Below are 24,859 nucleotides of genomic sequence, written 5' to 3' on the forward strand. Positions count from 1 at the left end.
CCACCTGACCCACAACGTGCATCGCGGCCGGATGGATGTCTGGTGGGACTTCTACGCCAAGCTCTTCAATTTCCGCGAGATCCGCTACTTCGACATCGAGGGCAAGCTGACCGGGTTGAAGTCCCGCGCCCTCACCTCCCCTGCGGCCAGATCCGCATCCCGATCAACGAGAGCAGCGACGACAAGTCGCAGATCGAGGAATACCTTCGCGCCTACGGCGGCGAAGGCATCCAGCACATCGCCCTCGGCACCACGGACATCTTCGCCAGCGTGGAGGGCATGCGGGCGGCCGGCATCGAGTTCATGGACACGCCCGACACCTATTACGAGCTGCTGCCGAAGCGCATGCCGGACCTCGGCGCCGAAGAGGTGGGGCGGCTCGCCCGCAACCGCATCCTGACGGATGGCGCGCCGACGCCGGAAGGTGGCCGGCTGCTGCAGATCTTCACCGGCACGGTGATCGGCCCGATCTTCTTCGAGCTGATCCAGCGGAAAGGTGACCAGGGCTTCGGCGAGGGCAATTTCCGCGCCCTGTTCGAGAGCATCGAGCTCGACCAGATCCGCCGCGGCGTGCTGGCGGCGCAGTAGGCATCAGCGCCGGCCGCTGCCGCGCCGGCCAGGGCGCGGCAGCGGCTGCGGGTCGCCTACGCGCAGCATAGGCCGGTCGTGGCATGTCCCGGTCATTCGGCGTTGCGGCTGCGCCGGGCCGCCTCGTCCAGCAATGCCTGGACCCGGCGTCGCGCGCGCCGCCTCGCCTCGGCCGCCCGCCGGTCCCGCAGCAGGTCGACGGCACGCTCCGCCGCACGGCATTCGGCCAGCACCGCCTGCGCGTCCCGCCGCCGGGTGGCAGCCTGGTCCTGCGCCAGGGCCGCGCGGTCCCGCGCAGCCAAGCCGCGCGGCAGCCAGGAGCCGCCAAGCGGCGTCCCCGGCCGCATGCTCGGCCGGCAGTGCCGCCGCGGCGGCCTCGAGCCGCTCGGCCGCCACGGCCTCCTGCCCGACCTGCACCGCCAGGCGGCGCTTGGCCTCGGTCGTCTCCAGCCGGCGCAGCCGTGCCAGGGCGGCGAGCGCGTCACGCGCCATGGAGCGCCTCGGCCAGGGCGGCGAAGGCCGCCTCCACCGTGCCGGCCTCGCCCTTGCCCTGCGCCAGCACTGCCTCGATCCGCGGCGCCAGGCGGATCGCCTCGTCCACCGCCGGATCGGTGCCGGTGCGATAGGCGCCTAGGCGGACGAGATCGGCCATCTCGGCATGCAAGGACAGGATACGGCGCGCGCGCAGCATCAGGTCGCGCTCCTCCGGAACCAGGCAACCAGGCACGGTGCGGGACAGGCTGCGCAGCACGTCGACCGCCGGGTAGCGCCCGGCCTCCCCGATCCGCCGGTCGAGCACGACATGGCCGTCGAGAATGCCGCGCACCGCGTCGGCGACCGGCTCGTCATGGTCGTCGCCCTCGACCAGCACGGTGAAGAGGCCGGTGATGCTGCCCGGATTGCCCTCCGCCCGCGGCCCGGCGCGTTCGAGCAGCCGGGGCAACTCGGCAAAGACACCAGGAGTATAGCCGCGGGTCGCCGGCGGCTCCCCGGCCGCCAAGCCGATCTCGCGCAGCGCCATGGCGAAGCGCGTGACGCTGTCCATCAGCAGCAGCACGCGCTGGCCGGCCTCGGCGAAATGCTCGGCGACCGCCATGGCGGCATAGGCGGCCTCCCGCCGCAGCAACGCCGGGCTGGCCGAGGTGGCGCAGATGACCACCGACCGCGCCAGCCCATCGGGCCCCAGATCATCCTCAAGGAATTCGCGCAGTTCCCGCCCCTGCTCCCCCACCAAACCCAACACGACGATGTCGCAATCGGCATTGGCCGCGAGCATCGCCAGCAGGGTCGACTTGCCGACACCCGAGGGCAGCGAAGAGGCCAAGGCGCTGGCCACGCCTGCAGGTGGCGAAGGCGTCCAGCACCCGGACCCCGAGATCGAGCCGCGGACCGAGCCGCGCCCTTCTACCGGCCGGCGGCGGCGCGGTACGCAGCGGCTGCGGGATGGCGCCGGGCCGCAGCGGCCCTAGCCCATCCATGGGCCGGCCCAGCGGGTCGAGCACCCGGCCAAGCCAGCTGGCATCGACCGCCAGGGCGGCCGGTGGAGCAAGCTGGGCCGCGGTTCCGGCGCCGATCCCCTCGAGCGGGGCGAAGGCGAGCGCGGTGGCAAAGGCCCTCGCGCAACGCCACGACCTCTCCTCCCACTGCCGCACCGCCGGGCCCAGACAGGTCCAATCGCGTGCCTAGCCGAATCCAGGGCATGAGACCTTCGACGGAAAATGCGACACCACTGGCCGATACAACCCTGCCGTGCAGGTCCAGCCCAGCAATGCGGCCCAGTGACGCCGTCGCCGCCCGGGCACGCGCAACCACCTGATTTTCATCCGTTTTGCTGAGGAGAGTGCTATGCTTCATCTTTCCTAAGCGATCAGTCTCGGAAAATGATACACGGGATACGTGGATTTTCTCCTTCACACTGCGCGCTGAGGTGCTAGTTTTTGCACGCAAGACGTGTGGAGACATCCAGCATGCGTGCCCTTTTGGTTGAGGATGACCTGACTGCATCCCGCGGTATCGTTGCCATGCTCAAGTCGGCGGCGATGATCGTGGACGCCGTGGATACCGGCGAGGAAGCGCTCGAGCTCGCCCGGCTCTACGACTACGACGTGGTCGTCCTCGACCTCGTCCTGCCGGACATGGAAGGCTACGAGGTGGTGCGCCGGCTGCGCGCTGCGCGGGTGGAAACCCCGGTGTTGATCCTGTCGGGCCTGGCTCGGCCGCAGGCCAAGGTGAAGGGCTTCGGCGTCGGCGCCGACGACTTCATCACCAAGCCCTTCGACCGTGAGGAGCTGATCGCCCGCATCCAGGCGGTGGTCCGCCGCACCAAGGGCTTCGCCCAGCAGAACCTTGCGGTCGGGCCGCTCGTCCTGAACCTAGGCTCGCGCGAGGTGACCGTTGGCGGCACTTCCGTGCACCTGACCGGCAAGGAATACGCGATCCTGGAACTGCTCACGCTGCGCAAGGGCGTAGTGATGACCAAGGAGGCCTTCCTCAACCACCTCTATGGCGGGATGGACGAGCCGGAGGTGAAGATCATCGACGTCTTCATCTGCAAGCTGCGCAAGAAGCTGGCACAGGCAGGCGCCGACAACCTGATCGCCACCGTCTGGGGCCGCGGCTACGTGCTGCGGGAGCCTGCGCCGGCCGCAACTCGGCTGCCGCAGGCGGCAGAGATGGCCGCGCGGGCGGCCTGAACCCGGTGCCGCCGCCCGGCCCCGCGCCGGGCGGCCCGCCGGGTCCGCCGAAAGGTCAGCCGGCCAGGGCGGCGACGCCGGCCTTGGCTTTCGCGTAGACGCCCCGCTCCCCGGTAATTGGCACCAATTGTCCGGTCAGGCCCAGCACCGTCTCCGCCCCGCCGAGGTACAGCACCCCGTCGGACGCCAGCTGCGCAGCCATCGCGTCCAACACCCGGACCTTGGTCGGGGTATCGAAGTAGATCAGCACGTTGCGGCAGAAAATCACGTCGAACCGGCCGAGCGGGCGCAGGTCGGACAGCAGGTTAAAATGCTCGAAACGCGCCATCGCCCGCAATTCGGGCGCGACCCGCCAGCGCCCCTCTTCCTGCCGAAAATGCTTCACCAGCAGGCGCGCCGGCAGGCCGCGCTGCACCTCAAACTGAGTGAAGCTGCCATCGCGTGCGCGGGCCAGCACCTCCTGCGCGATGTCGGTGCCGATGATCTCCACACGCCTTCCGCCGAGCGTCAGCTCCGCCAGGATCATCCCGATCGAATAGGCTTCCTGGCCGGTGGAGCAGGCGGCCGACCAGATCCGCAGCGGCACGCCCGGCGCCCGGGCGGCGGCAAGCGCCGGCAGCGCGCGGCGCAGGTGTTCGAAGGGCTTGCCGTCGCGAAAGAAGCTGCTCTCGTTGGTGGTCAGCGCCTCGGTCACAGCCTCAGCAAGCTTGGCGCTGCGCGGGTCCTTCAGCCGCAGCGCCAGCGTGTCGATATCCGGCAGGCCTTCCCGCTTCAGCAGCGGGCCAAGCCGCGTCTCCAGCATGTAGCCCTGGTCCGCGGCGAGGACGAGGCCGGAGCGGTCCTTCACCAGGCCGGCAATGAAGGCGAAGCTGTCCCGTTTCATGTCCCCACCCCCACGCTGACGGCCGGCCGGCCGGCGCAAGCCGCCAGCACCTGCTCCGCCAGTCCCGCCGGCGGCAGCAGTGCCCTCGCAAGGCCCGCCTTGGCCACTGCCCCGGGCATGCCCCACACGACCGAGCTCGCCTCGTCCTGCGCCAGCACCGTGCCGCCGGCGGCAGCGATGGCACGGCAGCCGGCCAAGCCGTCCTGCCCCATGCCGGTCAGGATCAGCGCCAGCACGGCCCCGCCGCAACTGGCCGCCAGGCTGCGCAGCATGGGATCCACCGCGGGGCGGCAGAAGTTTTCCGGCGGCGCATCCGACAGCCGCGCCACCAACCCGCCAGCACCGCCTTCCACCACCAGATGCCGGTCACCGGGTGCAAGATAGAGCCTGCCGGCCCGCAGCACCTCCCGATCCTGGGCTTCGGCAACCGGCAGCCGGCCCAGCCGGTGCAGGTGGTCGGCCAGCATGGCGGTGAAGCCGGCCGGCATGTGCTGCACCACCAGCAGCGGCACCGGCAGCGGCCGGACCAGGCCCTGGACGAAGCCGGCCAGCGCCTGCGGTCCACCGGTCGAACAGCCGAGGCCGATCGCCCGCACCCCCTGCAGCGGCAGCATCGGCGCCGCCCGAGGCGGGGTGACGGCGCGTGGCGCCGGGCCACCGCCCATGCGGGCCCAGCCTTTCACCTTGGCCAGTACCTCCGCGCGGAAGGTCGGGTCGTTCAGCCCGCCGCGCGCGGCGCCGGGCTTCGGGACATAATCGGCGGCGCCGGCCCGCAACGCCGCCATGGCGGCTGCCGCGCCGCGCTGGGTCAGCGCGCTGGCGACGATCACCGCCGGCCGCGGCGCCTCCCGCAGCAGCAGGGGCAGCGCCGTCATGCCGTCCATCACCGGCATCTCGAGGTCGAGCAGCACCACCTGCGGCCGCGCCGCCGCCGGCAGCCGCGCCATGGCCGCCACCGCCTCCTGCCCGTTCGCCACGCGGGCGACGACGCGGATCGCCGGATCGGCTTCGAGGACCCGCGCCATGGCGGCACGCACCGTGGCACTGTCGTCGCAGAGCATGACCCGCACCTGGCTGGTCGGCGCCGTCATGCGGCGTGGTCCGACAGCAGCCCGGCCTGGACGAACTTGTCCTGCAGCAGCGCCGCGTCGAAGGGCTTCATGATGTATTCCTGCGCTCCGGCGTCCAACGCCTCGACGATGCGCTCCAGTGCTGCCTCGGTCGTGCAGAGCACCACCACCGGCCGGTCTGGGCCGAATTCGGCTCGCGCGGCCCGCAGGAAGCTGATGCCGTCCATCACCGGCATGTTCCAGTCTAGCAGCACGACCCTGGGCATCGCTTCACGGCAGGCGGCAAGCGCCTGGGCGCCGTCCTCCGCCTCCCGCACCGTGAAACCGAAGGTCTCGACGATCCGCCGCACGGCCTTGCGCACCACCCGGCTATCATCAACCACCAGGCAGCAGCCCGCCTCCTTCCCCGCCGCGCTCATGCGCCGATCGCCAGGACCTGCTCGACGTCGAGCAGGATCAACAAACTGTCGCCCAGTCGGTGCACCCCGCGCGAGACGTCGCACCAGAGCGGGTCGAGCGTCGGCGGGTTGGGCGCCCGATCGCCCAACGACAGGGGAAGCACCTCCCCCACCGTGTCGGCCAGCAAGGAATAAAGCTCGCCGTCGCGCTCGACCACAACGCTCATCGCCCCGGCACCGATCGTCCCGCCGCCCGTGCGCGGCGGCAGGCCGAGCCGGCGGCGCAGATCGATCGCGGTGACGATCCGTCCGCGCAGGTTGAGGCTGCCCGCCACCTCCTGTGGTGCCAGCGGGATGCGGGTGATCGCCTGCGCCCCCAGCACGTCGCGCACGGCCAGAACCGGGACGCCGCAAAGCTGACCGGCGACGGTCAGGGTCAGGAAGACCTCTTCTGCCTCTTCGCATCGGGAGGGGTGCGGCATCGGTGCATGCGCCGTCACAGTCATGGCCTGCTGCATCGCTCTGCTCCTTCCCGCTCAGTTATCGGCCGAGGTGACGAGAGGCGCGCCGAGGCATTGCGCCAGGCTGTCGAGCAGCGCGGCCCGGTCGAATTTCGCCACGTAGTCGGTGAAGCCGGCCTCGCGACCGCGCTCGATGTCGTCGGCACCCGCCCGGCCGGTCAGCGCGACCAGCGGAAGGTCACGCCAGGGCCCGTCTGCCCGCAGTGCCCGCGCCAGGGCGAAGCCGTCCATCCCCGGCATGGTGATGTCGGACAGGACCGCATCAAAGCCGGCGCCGGCATCGCGCAGCCGCAGCGCCTCCGCCGCATCAGCCACGGCGGTGACGACATAGCCGGCGGCGCCGAGCGCCGGGACTACCAGGTCGCGGAAGAAGGCGCTGTCCTCGACGAGCAGGACCCGGCGCGCATCGCCGGCCGGCTTCGACGCGGCCTGGCCGAACCAATCCTCGCCGGCCTGGCGCAGCCACCATGCGGTATCGAGCAACTCGGTCACCTTGCCGGCGACGACGATGCTGCCGAGATACCCTGCCCGCTCCCCGGCGCCATCCACCAACAGGCGCTCCTCGACCACGTCGAGGATGCAGTCGACCATCAGCCCCATGGCGCGGTCGCCGTCGCTGAAGACCAGCACCGGCTGCCGCGCCGGCATGGACTCGGCGTCCCAATGACCGGACAGCGGGACCAGCGGCATCAGTTGGCCGCGATACTGCACCAGCGGCCTGCCGCCGGCGACCTCGATCCGCTCACGCTCGACATCCCCAAGCCGGGCGACGAGGCCGAGCGGGACCGCCTTCGGCGCCCCCTCCCCGGCGCGGAACAGCAGCAGCGCGGTGGTTGCGTCCGAGCGCAGCAGATGCGCTGGCCGGCCGGCATCGCGCTCCGGCTCCGCCTCGCCAGCCTCGGCGCCGAGGCCGCAGGCGCGGGCGATGCCGTTGGCGTCAAGGATCATGATGACGCTGCCGTCGCCGAGGATGGTGTTGCCACCGAACATGGTCACGTGGCGCAGGATCGGCGCCACCGGCTTGACCACGATCTCCTCGGTGTCGAAGACCCGGTCGACGATGATGCCGAAGACATGACCGCCGACCTGCGTCACCACGACGAAGCCGCTGGCCTCGGCGCCTGTGCCGTCGAGCTGCAGCAGCCCGGCGAGGTTGACCAGCGGCAGCAGCCGGTCGCGCAGCCGGAGCACCGCCGCATCCTTGATGCGCTCGATCTGCGCCGTGCCCTCGCCGCCGACCCGCACCAGCTCGACCACGCCGATCTGCGGGATGGCGAAGCGCTCGCCGCCGGCCTCGACGATCAGCGCGGAGACGATGGCGAGCGTGAGCGGGATCTTGATGGTGAAGGTGGTGCCATGGCCCTCGCGCGAGCGGATGTCGATGGTCCCGCCGATGCGCTCCATGTTGGTCTTCACCACGTCCATCCCGACGCCGCGGCCGGAGACCGCGGTGACCGCGGCGGCGGTGGAGAAGCCCGGGCGGAAGATGAAGCGGTGGATGTCGCGCTCCGGCATCCCGGCCAGTTCGGCCTCGGTCGCCAGGCCCTGCGCCAGGACCTTCTGGCGGATCCTCTCGACGCTCAGGCCGCGGCCGTCGTCGCCGATCTCGATCAGGATGTGGCCGCCCTCGTGCCGCGCGTTGAGCAGGATGCGGCCGGTCTCCGGCTTGCCGGCGGCGATCCGCTCCTCCGGCCGTTCCAGCCCGTGGTCGCCCGGACTGCGGACCATATGAGTCAGCGGGTCCTTGATGAGCTCGAGAACCTGGCGGTCCAGCTCGGTTTCGGCGCCCCGCATCTCGAGCGCGATCTTCTTGCCGAGCTCGACGCCGAGGTCGCGCACCAGCCGCGGCAACTTGGCCCAGGCATTGCCGATCGGCTGCATGCGGGTCTTCATCACCCCTTCCTGAAGGTCGGTGGTGATGTGCGACAGCCGCTGCAACGGCACGGCGAAGGCGCTGTCGCCCTGGCTGCGGGCGAGCTGGAGCAGTTGGTTGCGGGTCAGCACGAGTTCGGAGACCAGCATCATCAGGCCTTCGAGCACGTCGACCGAGACGCGGATGGTCTGCGGCGGCGCGCTGCCGCTGCCCACCGTGGTGCCGGTGTCACCGCCGGGGTCGCCCCCGCCGGCGCCGGCCGGCGACTCTGCTCCTCGGGCTCGGCCATCATGGAAGCGGGCTGGGAAGCGGTGACCTGGGCGGCGGGCAGCGGGCCGCCGCTTCCCTCGGCCTCGGCATCCAGCTGCGCGGTCAGCGATGCGTCGTCGCCGGCCGGCTCGGCCCCGGTGGCTCCCGAGCCCCGCGACGATGGCGCGGATGCGGTCCAGGGCGGCGAGGATCAGCGAGATGCCCTGCTGGGTGACAGGGCGGGTGCCGTCGCGGTAGCGGCCGAGCACGTTCTCCGCCGCATGGGCGACATGCTCCAGCCGCGGCAAGCCCAGAAAGCCGCAGGTTCCCTTGATGGTGTGGACGATCCGGAACACTTCGGAAAGGGTCGCCGCATCCTCCGGCACCCGTTCCAGCCGCACCAGGGCGGCATCAAGCATGACCAGCCCCTCGGAGGTCTCGGTCAGGAAATCGGCGAGCAGGTCGTCCATTCTCGTCCCCCGCTGGGGCGCCCGGATCGGCGCAGGGTGTCGCGCCAGCATGCCGGGTGGGGGGCGAAGATTCGGTAGTGCTGGCCTGCGGCGCCTCAGCCCGGACCGATCCGCAGCAGCGGCGCGCCCGCTCCCGACCCTTGGGCCAGGGACATCGTCCAGCCGGCCTCCGCCGCCAAGGCGAGCAATAGCGGCGCCAGGACCCGACGGGGTCCCTCGCGCAAGGCCGCCGCGGCGGTGCCGCCGCCGAGCAAGGCCAGCAGGCCAGGCGGCCAGGCGGCGTCGCGGCCCTCCGGGCAGACCACCAACCCTGTCGACGGCGCCCCGCCGAGCCTCACCGTGCCGCCGCGCGGCAGGGCCTCGGCCCCAGCAGGGCCGCATTCAGCGCCAGCGGCACGAGCGCGGCGGGCAGCTCGGCATCAGGCCACAGCTCATCGAGCCGAAAGGTAACGCGCGGCGCAGCGGGCGAAGGCCGCCAAGAGCGGCGCAAGGCCGGCGGCGTCGGCATCCGCCGCCGCCCGCCCCAGGCGACCGCGAACAGCCGGAGGCGTCGGCGCAGGACCGTCGCCGTCTCCTGCGCCAGGCCGAGCATGCCAGCGTCCGCCTCCCCGGCCAGATCCAGGGTGCCAGCGAGCGTGCCGACGGCACCGCCGAGGTCGTGGCAGAGCCGGGCGGCCAGGGTCCGGGCGAGAAGCGGGGCAAGCTGGGCGTCCAAGCGCATCAGGCGCATCCTGTCGGGCAGGCATTCGGGCTAGAATATGGGACGTTAACGAACCGTTTCAGCTCTGCGAAGGACAAGGAATCTCGTGCCCAGCCTGATCGAGCCCGGCATGCGCGTGCGCCACCCGGACCGGCCCGACTGGGGGAAGGCCAGGTCCAGTCGGTAATCGGTGACCGGATCACTGTGAACTTCGAGCATGCAGGCAAGCTGCTGATCAACGCTGCGCTGGTGGAGCTCGGAGATCATCGATCCCCGCGCCTGACCCTGGGACAGACCAGCCCCGCGCCGGCCGCGGCGCCCGGGGGCTTGCGGCAGCGGGGGATGCGGACCAAATGCTGTCAACGCATCAACATCCGCATCCGGGAATGTCGTCCATGATTGATCCGTTCGGCCGGCGGATCTCCTACCTCCGTGTCTCGGTCACCGACCGCTGCGACCTGCGCTGCGTCTACTGCATGGCCGAGGACATGACCTTCCTGCCGAAGCGCGAGGTCCTGACGCTCGAGGAGCTTGACCTGGCTCTGCGGCGCCTTCATCGGCCATGGCGTCGAGAAGATCCGCCTGACCGGCGGCGAGCCGCTGGTGCGGAAGAACGTCATATCCTTGTTCCGCAACCTCGGCGCCCGGCTGGGCGATGGCGGGCTGAAGGAGCTGACGGTCACCACCAACGGCACCCAACTGGCCCACATGGCCGAAGACCTCTACGAGTGCCGGCGTCCGGCGGATCAATGTCTCCCTCGACACGCTGGACCCTGTCGCCTTCAAGGCGGCGACCCGCTGGGGCGAGATCGAGAAGGTGCTGGACGGGATCTTCGCCGCCAAGGCCGCCGGGCTGGCGGTGAAGATCAATGCCGTGGCGCTGAAGGGCGTGAACGAGGGCGAGTACGACCGCATGCTGGCCTGGTGCGGCGAGCACGGCTTCGACCTTTGCCTGATCGAGACCATGCCCATGGGCGACATTGCCGGTGACCGGACCGACCAGTATTTGCCGCTGTCCCTGGTGCGGTCCCGCCTGCGGGAGCACTGGACGCTGGAGGAGACCGACTACCGCACCGGCGGCCCGGCCCGCTACTATACGGTGAAGGAGACGGGGCGCCGGATCGGCTTCATCACGCCGATGACCCATAATTTCTGCGAAAGCTGCAACCGGGTCCGCCTGACCTGCACCGGCACGCTCTACATGTGCCTCGGCCAGGACGACGCGGCGGATTTCCGGCCCTTGCTGCGTGATCCCTCGGTAGATGATGCCACACTGCTAGCAGCAATCGAGGCGGCGATCGCCCGCAAGCCCAAAGGGCATGACTTCATCATCGACCGGCGCCATAACCGGCCCTCCGTCGGGCGTCATATGAGCGTCACCGGCGGTTGAGTAGTACCGGGGCACCCTGCCCCGGACCCGCATTGCATAGGTGAAGCGCCCATGGGCTCTGCTGCAGGATCTCGCATCAAGGCTCGCCATCCCCGGCCTGCCCGACTGGACCGGGCTGGTCGCCTTGCTCCCTGCTGCTGCTGGCGGGGCTGGCCTATCTGCTGATGCCGTTCAGCGTCTTCGGGCTGAAAGGGCGGCTCGATCTCGATCGAAGCTCAACTCGACGAGCTGCAGGCCGAAATCCGTAGCCTTTCGCTGCAGCTGTCGGGAGCGCGCGCGCCGGGCGGTCGCCGATGACTGGGTCGAGTTGCCGGCACGCGCCCCCCGGGCGGCGGAGGAGGATCCCCGCATCTCGCCGCCGGTGCCGCCGCCCGCCGCCTGGCCGGAGGGCCGCGGCGGCCGACCGGAGCCGCGGCTTGACTGGCCGGGCGAACGCGGCCGCTGACCCGGTCGCCGCCCTTGCCGGCTGCGCGGCGAAGGGGCTTAGTGCGGGGCGGCAGGAGGGCCGGAAGGCATGCGCGTCAGCGTCATCCAGATGAACCAGAGCAGTGACAAGGCAGCGAACCTCGCCCAGGCGCGCCGGCTGATCGACGCTGCGGTCGCGGCCGATCGGCCGGGTCTGGTCACCTTACCGGAGACCTGGACCAACCTCGGCGGTGGTCGCGACGGTCGGAAAGCCGCGGCGGAGGTCCTGCCGCCTGAGGGCTCGGGCGAGTCGGGCGGCCCGGCCTACGAGATGCTGCGTAGCTTGGCGCAGACCCATGGCATCCATGTTCATGGCGGCTCGATAATCGAGGAAGGCGGCGACAAACTGTTCAACACAACCGTCGTCTTCGACCCGGGCGGCACGGAGATCGCCCGCTACCGCAAGATCCACCTCTTCGACATCACCGGGCCGGACGGCACGGGCTACCGGGAAAGCGCTCTCTACGGCGCCGGCGACCGGCTGGTGACCTTCGCGGCCGGCGGCATCACCTTCGGCTGCACCATTTGCTACGACATCCGCTTCGCGGAGACATATCTGGCGCTGCGCCGGCTGGGCGCGGAGGCGATTTTCGTTCCGTCCAACTTCACTCTGCAGACCGGCAAGGACCATTGGGAGGTCCTGCCGCGGGCCCGGGCGATCGAGAGCCAATGCTGGATCCTCGCCGCCGCCTCGACCGGGCAGTACGAGGAGCGCGGGGCGCAGCGTTCGGTCTATGGCCACTCGTTGGTCGCCGACCCTGGGGCCATGTGGTCGCCAAGGCCTCGGACGGAACCGGCTGGGCCACGGCGCGCATCGATCAAGGCGTGACCGCGCGGGTGCGGCGGGACATGCCGGTGCTGGAACACCGGACGGCCAGGCCCATCACGCTGTGACCTCCGCGTGAACGACGTGTCCCCGCCTCCATTCCCGCAGCCGATGGCGCTGCAGCCGGCGGATTTCCGCGGCCGCATCGCCTTCCATGCGGCGGCGACCGATGTGGCCTCGGCGGCCCGCACCAGGCTGGCGGCGCGCTATGGCGAGGTTGCGACCGAGGAAGCCGCAGCCATCGTCTCGCTCGGTGGCGATGGCTGCATGCTGGAGACGCAGCACCGTTGGCTCGGCCGCAACATTCCCGTCTACGGCATGGATTGCGGCAGCGTCGGCTTCCTGATGAACGACTACCGCGAGGACGGGCTGGAGGAACGCCTGGCGGATGCGCAGGCCGCCACGCTGCACCCGCTGCGGATGCGGAGCACCGCCGCGGATGGCAGCCCTTGCCGAGGCGCTGGCGATCAACGAGGTCTCCCTGCTGCGCGAGACCCGCCAGGCCGCCAAGGTTCGCATCCTGATCGACGGCAAGGTGCGGCTGCCGGAGCTGATCTGCGACGGCGTGCTGGTGGCGACCCCGGCGGGCAGCACCGCCTACAACCTCTCGGCGCATGGGCCGATCGTGCCGCTGGGGGCCAACCTGCTGCCGCTGACACCGATCTCCGCCTTCCGGCCGCGGCGCTGGCGCGGCGCGCTGCTGCCCGCCGATACCGCGGTGGTCTTTGAGATCCTCGAGGCGGAGAAGCGACCGGTCGCGGCGGTGGCCGACTATACCGAGGTACGCGACGTCCGCCGGGTCGAAGTGCGGGAGGACCGCACGGTCAGCCTGACCCTGCTCTTCGACCCCGACCACGGACTGTCCGAGCGGATCATCGCGGAACAGTTCACCGTCTGACAGCTGGGACCTGGGCCGAGCGCATGGCCGCACCGGAGGATAGCGTCGCGGCCGGCCCTGCCGCCGACACCCGCCTGCTGCTCTGCATCGCCATCGGCCAGACCATCGGCTGGGGTACGCTGTTCTCCACCTTCGCGCTCTTCGGTGCGCCGATGGAGGCCGAGCTCGGCTGGTCCCGTGCCTCGATCAATGCCGGGCTGACCCTGGCGATGCTGGTCTCCGGCTTGGCTGCCGTGCCGGTCGGCCAGCATGTCGACCGCCATGGCGGGCGGCGGATGCTGGCCTTCGGCGCCTGGCTGGGCGCGGCACTGCTGGCGGCCTGGTCCTTCGCCGGCAGCCTGCCAGTCTATTGGGCGATCTGGGCCGGAATGGGACTGGCCCAGGCCGCCGCGCTCTGGGGCCCGGCCATGGCGGTGGTGGTGACCACTGCGCGCGACCCGGGCCGCACCATCACCGGCATCACCTTCATGACCGGCTTCACCGGGACGATCTTCGTGCCGCTGGGTGCGGCGCTGATCGAGGCGCTGGGCTGGCGCCACGCCCTGCTGGTGCTGGCGGTGCTGCAGCTGGTCCCCGGCCTGCTTGCGCTCTGGCTGCTGCCGCAGCCGCCGCTGCGCCCGGCCACCGCCGCGCGTGGCGGCTTCAGCCTGCGCGCCGCGGTTCGGCGGCCGGCCTTCCTCGGCCTCGCCGGCTGCTTCGCCGCGCATGCGTTCATCGGCATCGGGCTCGGCGCACATGCCATCCCTCTGCTGCGCAGAGCGCGGCCTGCCGGAAGCCTCGGTGCTGCTGATCGTCGCGCTGCACGGGCCCTTCCAGGTGGCGGCGCGGCTGGCGCTCTTCGCGCTCGGCCGGCGCGTCACCATGCGCGGCGTCGGGGTGCTGGCGACTCTGCTGACGCCCTTCGGCATGCTGGTCCTGGCGCTGGCACCCCCGGAGATCGCCTGGCTGGTGCTCTATGCGCTGTGCTGGGCGGTGGCCGACGGGCTGATGACCATCGTCCGCGCCGCGGGCGTGGCCGAGATCCTGGGGCGGGAGGGCTATGGCGCCATCACCGGCGCGCTGAGCGTGGCGACGGTGGTGCCGCGCACCGCGGCGCCGGTGCTGATCGCGCTCATCTGGGAGGGCGCCGGCGGGTATGGGCCGGTACCTTGGCTGCTGGTGGCGCTCGCCTGCCTCGGCGCCGCATCCTTCGCCCTGGCGGCTCGGGCCCAGCTGACGGGCGCCGCCGGGATCAGGGTCTTCGCATTCGGCGGATATGTTCCTGGACGCGAGCCGGGTAAGCTGACCGGCGCAAGCAGGGGGAACATGTCATGCGGGTCGGTGTCTTCTATTTTCCGACGGATTACGGCATCGATCCCGGCGAGCTTGGCGCGGCGCTCGAGGCGCGCGGCTTCAATCGCTTTTCGTCTGCGAGCACACCCATATCTCCGGCAAGCCGCCGCTCGCCCTTCCCCGGCGGCGGCGAGCTGCCGAAGCGCTATTCGCACACCCATGACCCTTTCGTGGCACTCGCCTTCGCCGCCGCCTCCACGAAGCGGCTCCGCCTCGGCACGGGCGTCTGCCTGGTGCCGCAGCGCGACCCGATCGTCACCGCGAAATCCGTCGCCAGCCTGGACAGGCTCTCCGGTGGCCGCTTCGAATTCGGCATCGGCGGCGGCTGGAATGTGGAGGAAATGGAGAACCACGGCGCGCGCTACGCGACACGCTTCAAGCTGATGCACGAACGCGTGCTGGCGATGCGGGCGCTCTGGACGCAGGAGGAGGCGAGCTTCACCGGCGACTTCGTCAATTCGACCGCGTCTGGCTGTACCCGAAGCCGCTGCAGTCACCGGTGCCGGTGCTGCTGGGTGGGGAGACCGACCACACCCTGAAGCGCGTGGTCGCGTTCTGCGACGGCTGGTTCCCCTCGCGCCGGCGCCGGTTTCGACCCGGCGGTCGCCGTCGCCCGGCTGCGCGCCGCGGCGGAGGCGGGCGGACGCGACCCGGCCTCGCTCACCACCAGCGTCTTCCGCGCGCCGCCGGACGCCGCCGCGCTGGCCGCCTACCGCGAGGCTGGCATCACCCGCGTGCTGCTGGAAGTGCCCGACCTCGACCGCGAGGGGATCTTGCGCCGGTTGGATAAGCCTCGGCGCCGCTGGCCGCGACATGAGGGTCTCGATCGGGCTGGGCCTAGCGGAATACCCGTTCGAGACCGCGGCGGGGTTCTGGCGCTGGGTCGATCTCTGCGAGCAGGCCGGCGCGGATTCGCTTTGGCAGACCGACCGCATCGTCAGCCGCGCGCCCATCCTGGAATGCATGACCATGCTCGCGGCGCTGGCGGGGCGGACGCGGCGGCTGAAATTCGGCATGAACGTCGTCTCGCTCGCCTTCCGCGACCCGGTGCTGCTGGCCAAGCAATGCGCCACCATCGATGTCCTGTCGGAAGGCCGGCTGCTGCCTGCCTTCGGCATCGGCAGTCCCTTGGCGCCGGAATGGCAGGCGATGGGCCTCGATACTGCGAACCGCGGCCGGGTGACGGATGAGGCGCTGGAGATCATCACCCGGCTTTGGCGCGGCGGGAGCCTCGATTTTGCCGGACGGTATTTCACCCTGAAAGGCGCGAGCATCGCGCCGCTGCCGGTGCAGCCGGACCTGCCGGTCTGGATCGGTGGCGGCTCGCCGGCCGCGATCCGCCGCACCGCCCGCTTCGGCACCGGCTGGCAGGCTGGCGGGGAAACGCCGGAGGAGGTCGCCGCGGTGATCGCCGCGATCCGCACGGAATGCGCGGCGCAGGGCCGGCGGATCGACGAGGACCACTACGGCGCCAGCTTCAACTTCCATTTCGGCAGCCCGCAGGACCCGCCGGCGCAGCGCGTCATGGTGGCCTATGCGGCGCGCACCGGGCGCGACCCGGCATGCGGCGTCGTCGCCGGCGATGCCGCGGCGATCCTGCAGCGCATCGCCGAATACGTCGAAGCGGGGGTCACGAAGTTCATCCTCCGCCCGGTCGGCGGCGGGGACGAACAGCCGCTGGCACAGACGCGACTGCTGCTGGAACAGGTGCTGCCGCTGGCCGCGGCCCGCTGGCCTAGGGCCGCAGGGGCTGAAGCCTGTTGCCGTGCGGCATGCGGACCGCGGCGAGTTCGCTGCCTGGTGCCGGAATGGCGGCCGCCGCTCTCGCCCATCGGCAAGAATGGACGGGAGTCGGCGTCAGGCTAGTTCAACCGCGCCGCCTGCGCCATCACCTCGATCGCCTCCGGCTGGCGCGATCGCACCGTCAGCGCATCGGCGCCGCTCTCCTCCCAGGCGCGGTACCGTTCGCGGATTCGGGCGGGCGGGCCGACCAGCGACTTCATATCCACCCATTCGTCCGGCACGGCGGCGATCGCCTCCTCCTTCCGCCCGGCCAGGTACAACTCCTGCACGCGCTCGGCGGCCTCGGCGAAGCCGCGGCGGATCATCTGGTCCTTGTGGAAATTCTTGTCGCGATGGCCCATGCCGCCGACATAGAGCGCCACCTCCGGCTTCAATTCGGCCAGCGCCGCCCGCACATCCTCGGCCACCCGCACGTGCACCGAGGCCTGGATGGTGAAGTCGGCGCGCGATTTCGGCCTGCCAGTGCGCTCCGTGGCGCGGCGAAAGCCTTCCTCCAGCCATGGGGCGTATTCCTCCATGGCGCCGGGGACGAAGCCCATCGGCAGCCAGCCATCGGCGATCTCGGCGGTCAGCTTCACCGTGCTCTCGTTTCCGGTGGCAAGGTAGATCGGGATGTCCGGATTCATGTGCAGGATGGATTTCAGCGGCTTGCCGACGCCCATCGCACCCTCCCCCGCGTAGGGCAGGCTGATCTCGCGGCCCGCATGCGTCACCGGCGCCTCGCGGCGGAAGATCTTCCGCATGATCTCGGTGTAGTCCTTCAGCCGGTAGTAGGGCCGGCCCCAAGGCTCGCCATACCAGCCTTCGACGATCTGCGGGCCGGAGACGCCGAGCCCGGCGATGAAGCGGCCGCCGCCAGCCAGCGCATCCACCGTGGCCGCCGCCATCGCCGCATTGGCCGGCGTCCGTGCCGCCAGCTGCATGATGCCGGTGCCGAGCCGGATGCGCTTCGTCAGCGCGGCGAGGTAGGCGAGCGGCGTCACCGCGTCCGAACCGTAGGCCTCGGCGGTCCAGGCCGTGTCGTAGCCGAGCTCCTCGGCGCGCTGCACCAGCGCGACCGGGATGTCGAGCTGGGCGCCGGAATAGCCGATCGACAGGCCGAGCTTCATCCTGGCTGGTCCTTCCCTGGGGTATGTCGTTCTTCGCCGACAGGCTCGCGCGGCATGGCCCTGCTGGCAAGCCGCCGCGCAGCCGCTACAAGGGCGGCACGAGGGGAGTAAACGGCGTGACAGGAAGCCTCGACGGCAAGGTAGCCCTGGTGACCGGGGCTGGACGCAACATCGGCCGCGCCATCGCGCTGCATCTGGCGCGGGATGGCGCCGCGGTGGTGGTCAACGGCCGCGCCGACCAAGCCGCGGTCGAGGCGGTGGCCACGGAGATCCGCGCGCTTGGCGGCCGGGCAATGACCTACCTCGCCGATGTTTCGGATGCCGCCGCGGTCGCGCGCATGGCCCAGGCGGTCGAGGCGGAATGGGGCGGCGTCGACATCGCGGTCTCGAATGCCGGTCTGCGGCGGCAGACCGCCTTCCTCGACATCTCGCTGCAGGAGTGGCGGGAGATCATGTCGGTGGCGCTGGACGGCGCCTTCATCCTGGCCCAGGCGATGGTGCCGCAGATGATCCGCCGCGGCGGCGGCGCCTTCGTTGCGCTGTCGGGCATCTCGACCCATCTCGGCACGCCGAACCGGGCGCATGTCTCGGCTTCGAAGGCCGGGCTGGAAGGCTTGGTGCGGGCGATGGCGGTGGAACTGGCACCGCGGGGCATCCGCTGCAATTGCGTGGCGCCGGGGGCAATCGACACGGTGCGCGGCGCCTCGGCCGGGGCCATGCCCAACACGCTACGGGAGGCAGGCATCCCGCTCGGCCGCAAAGGCTCGGTCGACGAGATCGCCGCGATCGTGCGGATGTTGGCCGGGCCGGAGAGCGGCTTCGTCACTGGCCAGACCATCCACGCGAATGGCGGCGCCTTCCTCGGCTGAAATCGGTGGGCTAGGCTTCTCGCCAAAGGCACCGAAGGTGCCGATGGGAGGACGCCTATGCGGACCATGCATGAGGGCCTGCTCACCGCAGGCTTGATGACTCTGCTTACGGCGGGTGGCGCCGCGGCACAGGGCAATCTGCCCCCGGCGGCGGTGCCGGCGACGGTCAAAGCAGTGGAAAGCAACGTCGCCCGGCAGGGCTACTTCCATGTCGGTGGCCACTATGTCGGCGAGCCGGGCAAGGAAGTGATGACCGGCCAGATGTATGTCGAGGTCTGGGCGCCGCGAGAGGTAAAGCACCCCTGGCCCATCGTCTTTTTCCACGGCGCAAGTTCCACCGCGACGACCTGGATGCAAACGCCGGATGGCCGCAAGGGTTGGGCGCACCTGTTTGTGGACATGGGCTACATCGTCTACCTGACCGACCAGCCCGCGCGCGGTCGCTCCGCCTATCACGCCAGCCAGCAAGGCCGGCAGATCGCGGCAAATGTCGCGGGCACCGAGCGCAACAACACCGACCTGGTGCATCAGGGCACCTGGCCCCAGGCCAAGCTGCATACGCAGTACCCCGGCGAAGGCGCGGATCGCGGCCGCCGCGGCAATGCGGTCTTCGATGCCGGCTTCGCCCGCAGCGTGCCCTACCTCGCGAGCAATGCGGAAACGCAGGACTTGGTGCAGAAGGCCGGCACGGAACTGCTCGACCGCATCGGCCCGGCGATCCTGGTGACGCATTCCCAGGCCGGCCCCTTCGGCTGGCTGCTGGCGGATGCGCGGCCGCAGCTGGTCAAGGCGATCGTCGCCGTCGAGCCCTCCGGCCCGCCCTTCGAGAACCACATCAACGCCACCGGCCGCGCCCGCCCCTGGGGCCCGACCGAGATCCGCCTGACCTACGACCCGCCCGTCGCCGACCCGGCCGAGCTGCGGATCGAACGGCAGGCCGAGCCGGAGGCGCCGAACCTCGTCCCCTGCTGGATGCAGGCCGGCACGCCGCGGACGCTGCCGAACCTGCGCAACATCCCCATCACGATCATCACGGGGGAGGCGTCCTACCACGCGCCCTACGACCACTGCACCGCGCGCTACCTGACCCAGGCCGGCGTCGCCAACGAGCATGTCCGGCTGGAGCAGCGCGGCATCCACGGCAATGGCCATGGCATCCCGTCCGAGCTGAACAACGTGGACACGGCAAAGCTGGTGGATGCCTGGCTGGTGGCGAAGCTGCGCTGAACCATTCGAGGAGAGAGAGCGCATGACGGAGCGCACGTTGCGCGGCAAGGTGGCGATCGCCGGGATTGGCGAGACCATCTACTACAAGCATGGCCAGTCGCCGGATGCCGAGTTCAAGCTGGCGCTGCAGGCGATCCTGGCGGCCTGCGCGGATGCCGGGATCGACCCACGCGAGGTGGATGGCTTCGCCTCCTATGGCGGCGACCGGTCCGATGCGCCGCGGCTGGCGGCGGCGCTCGGGGTGCATGAGCTTCGCTTCTCCAACATGCATTGGGGCGGCGGCGGCGGCGGCGTGGCCGCGGCGGTGGCCAATGCGGGGGCGGCGGTGCATTCGGGCATGGCGAGATTGCGTCATCGCCTTCCGCTCCCTCGCCCAGGGGCAGTTCGCCCGCTACGGCCGCGCCAACACGCTGGCCTCGGTCAGCGGCGACGACGCCTTCCTCGCGCCCTATGGGCTGATGTCGCCGGCGCAGCGCTTTGCCATGAAGATCACCCGCTTCATGACCGACCACGGGATAAGGCATGAGGCGCTGCGGGCCATTGCCCTCGCCTCCTACCACCATGCGCAGACCAACCCGCGCGCGGTGATGTACGGCCGACCGCTGACCAAGGAGAAGTACGACGCTTCCCGCTGGATCATCGAGCCCTTTCACCGGCTTTTCGACTGCTGCCAGGAGAATGACGGTGCCGGCGCGGTCCTGGTTGTGCCGGCGGATCGCGCCAGGGACCTGCCGCACAGGCCGGTCTACCTGCTCGGCGCGGCGCAGGGCGGGCACCACCGCAGCGCCGCGCCGGTGCACAACGCGCCCGACTATGCCTCCGCCCATTTTAAGACGGTGGCGCGCAACATGTGGGAAATGGCGAAGCTCGGCCCGAAGGATGTGGACGTCGTGCAAGCCTACGAGAACTTCACCGGAGGCGTGCTGCTGAGCCTGGTGGAGCACGGCTTCATCGACCCGGCGACGGTCAACGAATTCCTCACCCTCGAGAACCTCGAGATTCAGCAGCGGAAAGATGCCCATGAATACCAGCGGCGGCAACCTGGCCGAGTGCTACATGCACGGGCTGGAAATGGTGAACGAGAATGTCCGCCAGCTGCGCGGCACCGCCGCCAACCAGGTGGCGAACCCGCAGGTCGCTGCCGTCCTTGGCGGCCCCATGGTGACGCCGGTCAGCAGCCTCGTCCTCGGCACGGAGGCCACCCTGTGAGCACCGCCCTTCCCGCTGGCCTGCCCGCCCCCGGCATCGAGCCGCTGACCGCACCTTATTGGGACGGCACCCGCGCCGGCAAGCTGGTGGTGCAGCGCTGCCGCGGTTGCCACAAGCATCAATGGGGGCCGGAATGGGTCTGCCACCGCTGCCACTCCTTCGACCTCGGCTGGGAGGAAGTGGCACCGCGCGGCAGGATCTGGTCCTGGCAGCGGCCGCACCACCCGGTGCATCCCGCGCTGAACGGCTATGGCCCCTACACCATCGTGCTGGTCGAGCTGCCCGATGCGGACAATATTCGCATGGTCGGCAACCTGCTCTGCCCGCCGGACGCGCCGGTGACCATCGGCGCCGCGGTCGAGGCAGTGTTCGAGCCGCATGACGCGGCGACGCCGCCCTATACGCTGGTGCAGTGGCGGGTGGCGGGCTAGCCCGCCTCGGCGTAGTGGCAGGCGGCCTCGCGGCCGCCGGCGAAGCGTCGCAGCGGCGGCATCTCCAGGCCGCAGCGGTCGGTGCCAACCGGGCAGCGGCCGTGGAAGCGGCAGGCATGCGGGTCGGGGTCGATCGGGCTCTTCGGGTCACCCGCCAGGCGCATCGCATCGGCCCGCACGCCGTCCAGCCGCGGCACCGCGGCGACCAAGCCGCGGGTATAGGGATGCAAAGGCTTATCGAAGACTGCGCGCGCCGGGCCGACCTCGACAATGCGGCCGAGGTACATGACGACGACGCGGTCGCAGAGCAGCCGCACCACGTTCAGGTCGTGGCTGACGAAGACGTAGGAAATGCCGAGCGTCTCGCGCAGCGTCACCAGCAGGTGCAGGATGGTGACCTGGACCGAGACGTCGAGCGCCGCGGTCGGCTCGTCCAGCACCAGCAGGTCGGGCCGCGGGCCGATGGCGCGGGCGATGCCGACGCGGGCGCGCTGCCCGCCCGAAAGCTGGTGCGGGAAGCGGTCCAGCAACTCGAGCGGCAGGCCACAGAGCGTCGCCGCCTCCTCGACCTTGGCGCGCAACGCCTCGCCGGATAGGCCCAGCATCTGCCGCAGCGGGTCGGCGATGGCGTCGGCCGCGGTGAAGCGCGGGTTGATGCTCTCGCCGGCATCCTGGAAGACGATCTGGATGCGAGGGCGGTCGGGGTCGCGGGCGAAGCGCCTGGCGGGTACCGCTGCCAGCTCCCGCGTGCCGAAGCGGATGGATCCCGTCGTCGGGTCGGTCAGCCGGGTGATCAGCCGCACCAGCGTCGACTTGCCGCAGCCGCTCTCGCCGACGAGGCCTAGCGTCTCCCCGCGTGCCAGGGTGAAGGAGACGTCGTCGACCGCATGCACCATCGACTGCGCGACGCCGCCGAACAGCGACCTGCGGCCGAGCGGGAAGCGCTTCGAAAGCTCCGCGACGTCCAGCAAATGCGGCCCTTCCGCCTCGCGCGGGGTGGGCGGGTTGCCGATGATGCCGCTCATGCGGGGTTCCAGCAGGCGACGCGGTGGGCCGGCGCCAGGTCGCGCCAGACCAACGGTGCCGCGCAGGCGTCCAGGCGCTGCGTGCAGCGGGCGGCGAAGCGGCAGGGCGGCAGGTCGTCGCGGCGCAGGTCGGGCAGGCTGCCGGGGATCGAGCGCAGGTCGGCCAGGTCGCCCGCCGCGGTCGGCGTCGCCGCCAGCAGCCGCCGGGTATAGGGATGGCGGGGTGCCGCGAGCAGCGCCGCGGTCGGCGCGTCCTCGACGATATGGCCCGCATGCATCACCGCGATGCGCTCGCTGCGCTCGGCAGCCAGGGCCAAGTCATGAGTGATGAGAATGGTCGCCATGCCGGTCTCGGCAGCCAGCTTCGCCACGATGTCCATCACCACGGCCTGGGTCGTCACGTCGAGCCCGGTGGTCGGCTCGTCGGCGATCAGCAGGGCCGGGCGGGTGGCGACGGCGATGGCGATCATCACACGCTGGCACATGCCGCCCGAGAGCTCGAACGGATAGGCGCCGGCGCGGCGGACGGGGTCGGGAATGCCGACCTCGCGCAGCATCTCGACCGCGCGGGCCGCGGCGTCGCGGCAGGACAGGCCGGCATGCCGCCGCACCACATCGGCGATCTGCCGGCCGATCGGGCGGATCGGGTTCAGCGCGGCACGCGGGTTCTGGAAGATCATCGCGGCGCGACGACCGCGAATCCGCTCAAGTACCGCGGGCGAGGCGGTAGTGAGCTCCGTCCCCTCCAGCACCGCGCTGCCGCCGGTGATCCGCCCGGCGGCGTCGAGCAGGCCGAGCAGCGCATAGGCGGTGACCGACTTGCCGGAGCCGCTTTCGCCGACCAGCGCCAGCGTCTCGCCGCGGCCGACGCTGAAGGCGACGCGATCCAGCGCGCGGACGATGCCGGAGCGGGTGCGGAATTCGACGGAGAAGTCGGTGACGTCCAGAACCGCGGTCACGTCCGCCGCCCCGGGTCGACTATGTCCCGTATGCCATCGCCCAGCAGGTTGAAGCAGAAGACCGCCACCATCAGCGTCGCGCCGGGAAAGAGCGCTACCCACCACTCGCCGGAGACGATGAAGGCAGCGCCCTCGGCCACCATGATTCCCCATTCCGGCGTCGGCGCCCGCACGCCGAGGCCGATGAAGGACAGGCCGGCGGCGTTGAGGATGGCGTAGCCCATGGTCAGCGACATCTGCACGACCATGATCGGCAGGATGTTCGGCGCCACCTGCCGCAGCAGCACACCCATATCGCGGTGGCCGGCGATGCGGGCCGCGTCGACGAAGCCGGCCTCCCGCCGCTGCACCGTCTCCGCACGGGCGACCCGGACATAAAGCGGGAAGTTGATGATCGCCGTTGCCAGCACAATGTTCGGCACGGTGTTGCCGAGCGCGGCGACGATCGCCATCGCCAGCACGAACAGCGGGAAGGCCATGATGGTGTCGGCCACGCGGCCGATCACCTGGTCCACCCAGCCGCCGAAGAAGCCGGAGGCGAGGCCCGCGAAGCCGCCCGCCAGGATAACAAGCGCGACCGAGGCGGCGGCGATGCCAAGGTCGAGCCGAGCCGCCACCACGACGCGGGAGAAGATGTCGCGACCAATCTGGTCGGTGCCGAACCAGTGATGCGCGCTCGGTGCCTGCAGCGCGCGCGCGGTGTTGCTGGCCAAGGGATCGTAGGGCGCGAGGCTTGGCCCGAAGATGGCCGCCAGGATGAAGAAGACGAAGAGACCGAGCGCGAAGCCGGTGACCGGATTCTCGGCCACCACGTGCCGCGCATGCCGCCAGGCGGAGCTGGTGCCGGCCGTGGTCGCGCTCATGCGCGCCGCGCCCGCGGGTCGAGGGCGCGATTCACCATGTCGATGGTCAGGTTCAGCAGCACGTAGAGGATAGCCATGGTCAGGACGAAGCCCTGCACCGGCGCGCCGTCCGAGGCGATCAGCGCCTCCACCGCATAGCTGCCGATGCCCGGCCAGGCGAAGACTTTCTCCACCAGCACATTGGCGCCGAGCAGAAAGGAGAAGACCATGCCGAGCGTCGTCACCACCGGCAGCAGCGCATTCCGCAGCGCATAGCTCAGGATGATGGTGCGGGAGGAGAGGCCGGAAGCTCGCGCGGTGCGGATGAACTCCGCCCCCAACACCGCCAGCATGGAGGCGCGAGTGATCCGCGCGATAGGCGCCAGGGCGAACAGGCCGAGCGTCGCCGCGGGCAGCACCAGCTGGGCGAAGGCGCTGCGCCAGGTTTCCCAGTCGCCGACCAGCGCGGAATCGACGAGGTAGAAGCCGGTCACCGTCGGCGGCGCGCTGGCGAAGGCATCCAGCCGCCCGACCGGCGCCGGCGACCATCCCAGCAGGAAGTAGAAGACGTAGACCAGCAGCAGCCCGGTGAAGAAGACCGGCAGGGAGACGCCGGCGGTGACGATCACCCGGCAGGCATGGTCGGCCAGCGATCCCTGCCGCACCGCGGCGAGGATGCCGAGCGGGATGGCGATCGCCATCGCCAGGACCAGCCCTGAAAGCGTCAGCTCGGCCGAGGCCGGCAGCCGGGCGAGGATGTCGACCAACACGGGCTGGCCGGTGGTCAGCGACATGCCGAGATCGCCGTGGAACAGCGCCTGGACGTAGGACCAGAACTGCTCCGGCAGCGGCCGGTCGAGGCCGAGCGCGGTGCGGATCTGGGCGATCGATTCCGCACTGGCCGTCGGGCCGGCGAAATAGGTGGCGGTATCGCCCGGCAGCACGCGGGTCAGCACGAAAGTCACCACCACCACGGCGACCAGCGCCGGCACGGAGCCGAGCAGGCGGAACAGCAGCCCGCGCATGCGC

Annotated in this window: 24 protein-coding genes and 5 pseudogenes; 15 read left to right on the forward strand and 14 right to left on the reverse strand. The window is 70.7% G+C overall.

The genetic code is table 11. The annotated features are described in order from the left end of the window. Positions 1-42: 42 nt before the first annotated feature. Positions 43-267 (forward strand): annotated as a pseudogene (locus ACQ86J_RS06215) (hypothetical protein); the annotation flags it as partial. Positions 268-345: 78 nt separating this feature from the next. Further along, entirely contained in the window at positions 346-588 is a 243-nt protein-coding gene (locus ACQ86J_RS06220) for a hypothetical protein (protein ID WP_431272804.1), read from the forward strand. A gap of 92 nt (positions 589-680) precedes the next feature. Here ACQ86J_RS06220 and ACQ86J_RS06225 read toward each other — a convergent pair whose 3' ends face one another. After that, positions 681-935: a hypothetical protein gene (locus ACQ86J_RS06225; RefSeq protein ID WP_431270436.1), complete on the reverse strand. Its 255-nt coding sequence runs from the start codon at positions 933-935 to the stop codon at positions 681-683. A gap of 134 nt (positions 936-1,069) precedes the next feature. Next, positions 1,070-2,442 (reverse strand): annotated as a pseudogene (locus ACQ86J_RS06230) (FliI/YscN family ATPase). Positions 2,443-2,555: 113 nt separating this feature from the next. Between ACQ86J_RS06230 and ctrA the strand changes: the two are divergent. Next, the gene (gene ctrA / locus ACQ86J_RS06235) at positions 2,556-3,281 is read left to right on the forward strand and encodes a response regulator transcription factor CtrA (RefSeq protein ID WP_431270437.1); all 726 of its coding nucleotides are present in this window, start codon (positions 2,556-2,558) and stop codon (positions 3,279-3,281) included. A gap of 55 nt (positions 3,282-3,336) precedes the next feature. On the opposite strand, the gene ACQ86J_RS06240 is transcribed toward ctrA, so the two are convergent. From ACQ86J_RS06240 to ACQ86J_RS06270, 7 genes are all read right to left on the reverse strand, one after another. After that, entirely contained in the window at positions 3,337-4,164 is an 828-nt protein-coding gene (locus ACQ86J_RS06240) for a CheR family methyltransferase (protein ID WP_431270438.1), read from the reverse strand. Next, positions 4,161-5,255 (reverse strand): chemotaxis-specific protein-glutamate methyltransferase CheB, encoded by a 1,095-nt coding sequence (gene cheB / locus ACQ86J_RS06245; RefSeq protein WP_431270439.1) that lies wholly within the window; start codon positions 5,253-5,255, stop codon positions 4,161-4,163. The genes ACQ86J_RS06240 and cheB overlap by 4 nt, the downstream gene beginning before the upstream one ends. After that, positions 5,252-5,653, reverse strand: coding sequence for a response regulator (locus ACQ86J_RS06250; protein ID WP_431270440.1), 402 nt, complete (start codon positions 5,651-5,653; stop codon positions 5,252-5,254). The genes cheB and ACQ86J_RS06250 overlap by 4 nt, the downstream gene beginning before the upstream one ends. After that, positions 5,650-6,150, reverse strand: coding sequence for a chemotaxis protein CheW (locus tag ACQ86J_RS06255; protein WP_431270441.1), 501 nt, complete (start codon positions 6,148-6,150; stop codon positions 5,650-5,652). Before ACQ86J_RS06255 ends, ACQ86J_RS06250 begins: the two co-directional genes overlap by 4 nt. An 18-nt stretch (positions 6,151-6,168) precedes the next feature. After that, positions 6,169-8,745, reverse strand: coding sequence for a chemotaxis protein CheW (locus ACQ86J_RS06260; RefSeq protein ID WP_431270442.1), 2,577 nt, complete (start codon positions 8,743-8,745; stop codon positions 6,169-6,171). Positions 8,746-8,840: 95 nt separating this feature from the next. Further along, positions 8,841-9,083: a hypothetical protein gene (locus tag ACQ86J_RS06265; protein WP_431270443.1), complete on the reverse strand. Its 243-nt coding sequence runs from the start codon at positions 9,081-9,083 to the stop codon at positions 8,841-8,843. Further along, the gene (locus tag ACQ86J_RS06270) at positions 9,080-9,466 is read right to left on the reverse strand and encodes a hypothetical protein (protein WP_431272805.1); all 387 of its coding nucleotides are present in this window, start codon (positions 9,464-9,466) and stop codon (positions 9,080-9,082) included. The genes ACQ86J_RS06265 and ACQ86J_RS06270 overlap by 4 nt, the downstream gene beginning before the upstream one ends. On the opposite strand from ACQ86J_RS06270, the gene ACQ86J_RS06275 reads away from it, so the two are divergent. From ACQ86J_RS06275 to ACQ86J_RS06310, 8 genes and pseudogenes are all read left to right on the forward strand, one after another. Beyond that, complete coding sequence (locus tag ACQ86J_RS06275; protein ID WP_431270444.1) at positions 9,404-9,844, forward strand: DUF3553 domain-containing protein; 441 nt, start codon at positions 9,404-9,406, stop codon at positions 9,842-9,844. The genes ACQ86J_RS06270 and ACQ86J_RS06275 overlap by 63 nt on opposite strands. Beyond that, positions 9,841-10,835, forward strand: a pseudogene (moaA, locus tag ACQ86J_RS06280) (GTP 3',8-cyclase MoaA). Before ACQ86J_RS06275 ends, moaA begins: the two are co-directional and overlap by 4 nt. A gap of 40 nt (positions 10,836-10,875) precedes the next feature. Further along, a complete protein-coding gene (locus ACQ86J_RS06285; protein ID WP_431270445.1) occupies positions 10,876-11,280 on the forward strand; it encodes a hypothetical protein in 405 nt (134 codons plus the stop codon). Positions 11,281-11,349: 69 nt separating this feature from the next. After that, positions 11,350-12,194, forward strand: a pseudogene (locus tag ACQ86J_RS06290) (carbon-nitrogen hydrolase family protein). Positions 12,195-12,237: 43 nt separating this feature from the next. Then, positions 12,238-13,024: pseudogene (locus ACQ86J_RS06295) on the forward strand (NAD kinase). A 23-nt stretch (positions 13,025-13,047) separates the two neighbouring features. Beyond that, positions 13,048-14,304 (forward strand): MFS transporter, encoded by a 1,257-nt coding sequence (locus ACQ86J_RS06300; RefSeq protein ID WP_431270446.1) that lies wholly within the window; start codon positions 13,048-13,050, stop codon positions 14,302-14,304. Between the two features lie 30 nt (positions 14,305-14,334). After that, a complete protein-coding gene (locus ACQ86J_RS06305; RefSeq protein ID WP_431270447.1) occupies positions 14,335-14,895 on the forward strand; it encodes a TIGR03619 family F420-dependent LLM class oxidoreductase in 561 nt (186 codons plus the stop codon). Between the two features lie 274 nt (positions 14,896-15,169). Further along, positions 15,170-16,222 carry an LLM class flavin-dependent oxidoreductase gene (locus ACQ86J_RS06310; protein ID WP_431270448.1) on the forward strand — a complete coding sequence of 351 codons (1,053 nt, stop codon included), beginning with the start codon at positions 15,170-15,172 and terminating at the stop codon, positions 16,220-16,222. Here ACQ86J_RS06310 and ACQ86J_RS06315 read toward each other — a convergent pair. Beyond that, positions 16,219-17,268, reverse strand: coding sequence for an LLM class F420-dependent oxidoreductase (locus ACQ86J_RS06315; RefSeq protein WP_431270449.1), 1,050 nt, complete (start codon positions 17,266-17,268; stop codon positions 16,219-16,221). The two genes, ACQ86J_RS06310 and ACQ86J_RS06315, sit on opposite strands and share 4 nt — an antisense overlap. A 116-nt stretch (positions 17,269-17,384) precedes the next feature. Between ACQ86J_RS06315 and ACQ86J_RS06320 the strand changes: the two genes are divergently transcribed. From ACQ86J_RS06320 to ACQ86J_RS06335, 4 genes are all read left to right on the forward strand, one after another. Continuing rightward, positions 17,385-18,137, forward strand: coding sequence for an SDR family NAD(P)-dependent oxidoreductase (locus tag ACQ86J_RS06320; RefSeq protein WP_431270450.1), 753 nt, complete (start codon positions 17,385-17,387; stop codon positions 18,135-18,137). 96 nt (positions 18,138-18,233) lie between these two features. Then, on the forward strand, positions 18,234-19,364 hold the full coding sequence (locus ACQ86J_RS06325; RefSeq protein WP_431270451.1) for an alpha/beta hydrolase: 1,131 nt from the start codon (positions 18,234-18,236) through the stop codon (positions 19,362-19,364). Between the two features lie 22 nt (positions 19,365-19,386). Next, the gene (locus tag ACQ86J_RS06330; protein ID WP_431270452.1) at positions 19,387-19,890 is read left to right on the forward strand and encodes a hypothetical protein; all 504 of its coding nucleotides are present in this window, start codon (positions 19,387-19,389) and stop codon (positions 19,888-19,890) included. After that, positions 19,847-21,004 carry an OB-fold domain-containing protein gene (locus ACQ86J_RS06335; RefSeq protein ID WP_431270453.1) on the forward strand — a complete coding sequence of 386 codons (1,158 nt, stop codon included), beginning with the start codon at positions 19,847-19,849 and terminating at the stop codon, positions 21,002-21,004. The genes ACQ86J_RS06330 and ACQ86J_RS06335 overlap by 44 nt, the downstream gene beginning before the upstream one ends. On the opposite strand, the gene ACQ86J_RS06340 is transcribed toward ACQ86J_RS06335, so the two are convergent. The 4 genes from ACQ86J_RS06340 to ACQ86J_RS06355 are packed head-to-tail and all read right to left on the reverse strand — an operon-like array spanning position 21,001 to position 24,855. Then, positions 21,001-22,029, reverse strand: coding sequence for an oligopeptide/dipeptide ABC transporter ATP-binding protein (locus ACQ86J_RS06340; RefSeq protein WP_431270454.1), 1,029 nt, complete (start codon positions 22,027-22,029; stop codon positions 21,001-21,003). The genes ACQ86J_RS06335 and ACQ86J_RS06340 overlap by 4 nt on opposite strands. Next, positions 22,026-22,988 carry an ABC transporter ATP-binding protein gene (locus ACQ86J_RS06345; protein ID WP_431270455.1) on the reverse strand — a complete coding sequence of 321 codons (963 nt, stop codon included), beginning with the start codon at positions 22,986-22,988 and terminating at the stop codon, positions 22,026-22,028. The genes ACQ86J_RS06340 and ACQ86J_RS06345 overlap by 4 nt, the downstream gene beginning before the upstream one ends. Further along, positions 22,985-23,851 carry an ABC transporter permease gene (locus ACQ86J_RS06350; RefSeq protein ID WP_431270456.1) on the reverse strand — a complete coding sequence of 289 codons (867 nt, stop codon included), beginning with the start codon at positions 23,849-23,851 and terminating at the stop codon, positions 22,985-22,987. The genes ACQ86J_RS06345 and ACQ86J_RS06350 overlap by 4 nt, the downstream gene beginning before the upstream one ends. Beyond that, on the reverse strand, positions 23,848-24,855 hold the full coding sequence (locus ACQ86J_RS06355; protein ID WP_431270457.1) for an ABC transporter permease: 1,008 nt from the start codon (positions 24,853-24,855) through the stop codon (positions 23,848-23,850). Before ACQ86J_RS06355 ends, ACQ86J_RS06350 begins: the two co-directional genes overlap by 4 nt. Positions 24,856-24,859 lie beyond the last annotated feature (4 nt).

Source organism: Dankookia sp. P2, assembly GCF_050632255.1.
In the GTDB taxonomy this organism is placed as follows: domain Bacteria; phylum Pseudomonadota; class Alphaproteobacteria; order Acetobacterales; family Acetobacteraceae; genus Paracraurococcus.

Coding starts and splice junctions, on each gene's coding strand:
- cheB (WP_431270439.1), bottom strand. CDS start 5,255: ATGACGGCGCCGACCAGCCAGGTGCGGGTCATGCTCTGCGACGACAGT.
- ctrA (WP_431270437.1), top strand. CDS start 2,556: ATGCGTGCCCTTTTGGTTGAGGATGACCTGACTGCATCCCGCGGTATC.
- ACQ86J_RS06350 (WP_431270456.1), bottom strand. CDS start 23,851: ATGAGCGCGACCACGGCCGGCACCAGCTCCGCCTGGCGGCATGCGCGG.
- ACQ86J_RS06310 (WP_431270448.1), top strand. CDS start 15,170: ATGAGGGTCTCGATCGGGCTGGGCCTAGCGGAATACCCGTTCGAGACC.
- ACQ86J_RS06240 (WP_431270438.1), bottom strand. CDS start 4,164: ATGAAACGGGACAGCTTCGCCTTCATTGCCGGCCTGGTGAAGGACCGC.
- ACQ86J_RS06300 (WP_431270446.1), top strand. CDS start 13,048: ATGGCCGCACCGGAGGATAGCGTCGCGGCCGGCCCTGCCGCCGACACC.
- ACQ86J_RS06260 (WP_431270442.1), bottom strand. CDS start 8,745: ATGGACGACCTGCTCGCCGATTTCCTGACCGAGACCTCCGAGGGGCTG.
- ACQ86J_RS06225 (WP_431270436.1), bottom strand. CDS start 935: ATGCGGCCGGGGACGCCGCTTGGCGGCTCCTGGCTGCCGCGCGGCTTG.
- ACQ86J_RS06270 (WP_431272805.1), bottom strand. CDS start 9,466: ATGCGCTTGGACGCCCAGCTTGCCCCGCTTCTCGCCCGGACCCTGGCC.
- ACQ86J_RS06335 (WP_431270453.1), top strand. CDS start 19,847: ATGAAGATCACCCGCTTCATGACCGACCACGGGATAAGGCATGAGGCG.
- ACQ86J_RS06250 (WP_431270440.1), bottom strand. CDS start 5,653: ATGAGCGCGGCGGGGAAGGAGGCGGGCTGCTGCCTGGTGGTTGATGAT.
- ACQ86J_RS06220 (WP_431272804.1), top strand. CDS start 346: ATGCCGGACCTCGGCGCCGAAGAGGTGGGGCGGCTCGCCCGCAACCGC.
- ACQ86J_RS06330 (WP_431270452.1), top strand. CDS start 19,387: ATGACGGAGCGCACGTTGCGCGGCAAGGTGGCGATCGCCGGGATTGGC.
- ACQ86J_RS06355 (WP_431270457.1), bottom strand. CDS start 24,855: ATGCGCGGGCTGCTGTTCCGCCTGCTCGGCTCCGTGCCGGCGCTGGTC.
- ACQ86J_RS06340 (WP_431270454.1), bottom strand. CDS start 22,029: ATGAGCGGCATCATCGGCAACCCGCCCACCCCGCGCGAGGCGGAAGGG.
- ACQ86J_RS06325 (WP_431270451.1), top strand. CDS start 18,234: ATGACTCTGCTTACGGCGGGTGGCGCCGCGGCACAGGGCAATCTGCCC.
- ACQ86J_RS06305 (WP_431270447.1), top strand. CDS start 14,335: ATGCGGGTCGGTGTCTTCTATTTTCCGACGGATTACGGCATCGATCCC.
- ACQ86J_RS06315 (WP_431270449.1), bottom strand. CDS start 17,268: ATGAAGCTCGGCCTGTCGATCGGCTATTCCGGCGCCCAGCTCGACATC.
- ACQ86J_RS06255 (WP_431270441.1), bottom strand. CDS start 6,150: ATGCAGCAGGCCATGACTGTGACGGCGCATGCACCGATGCCGCACCCC.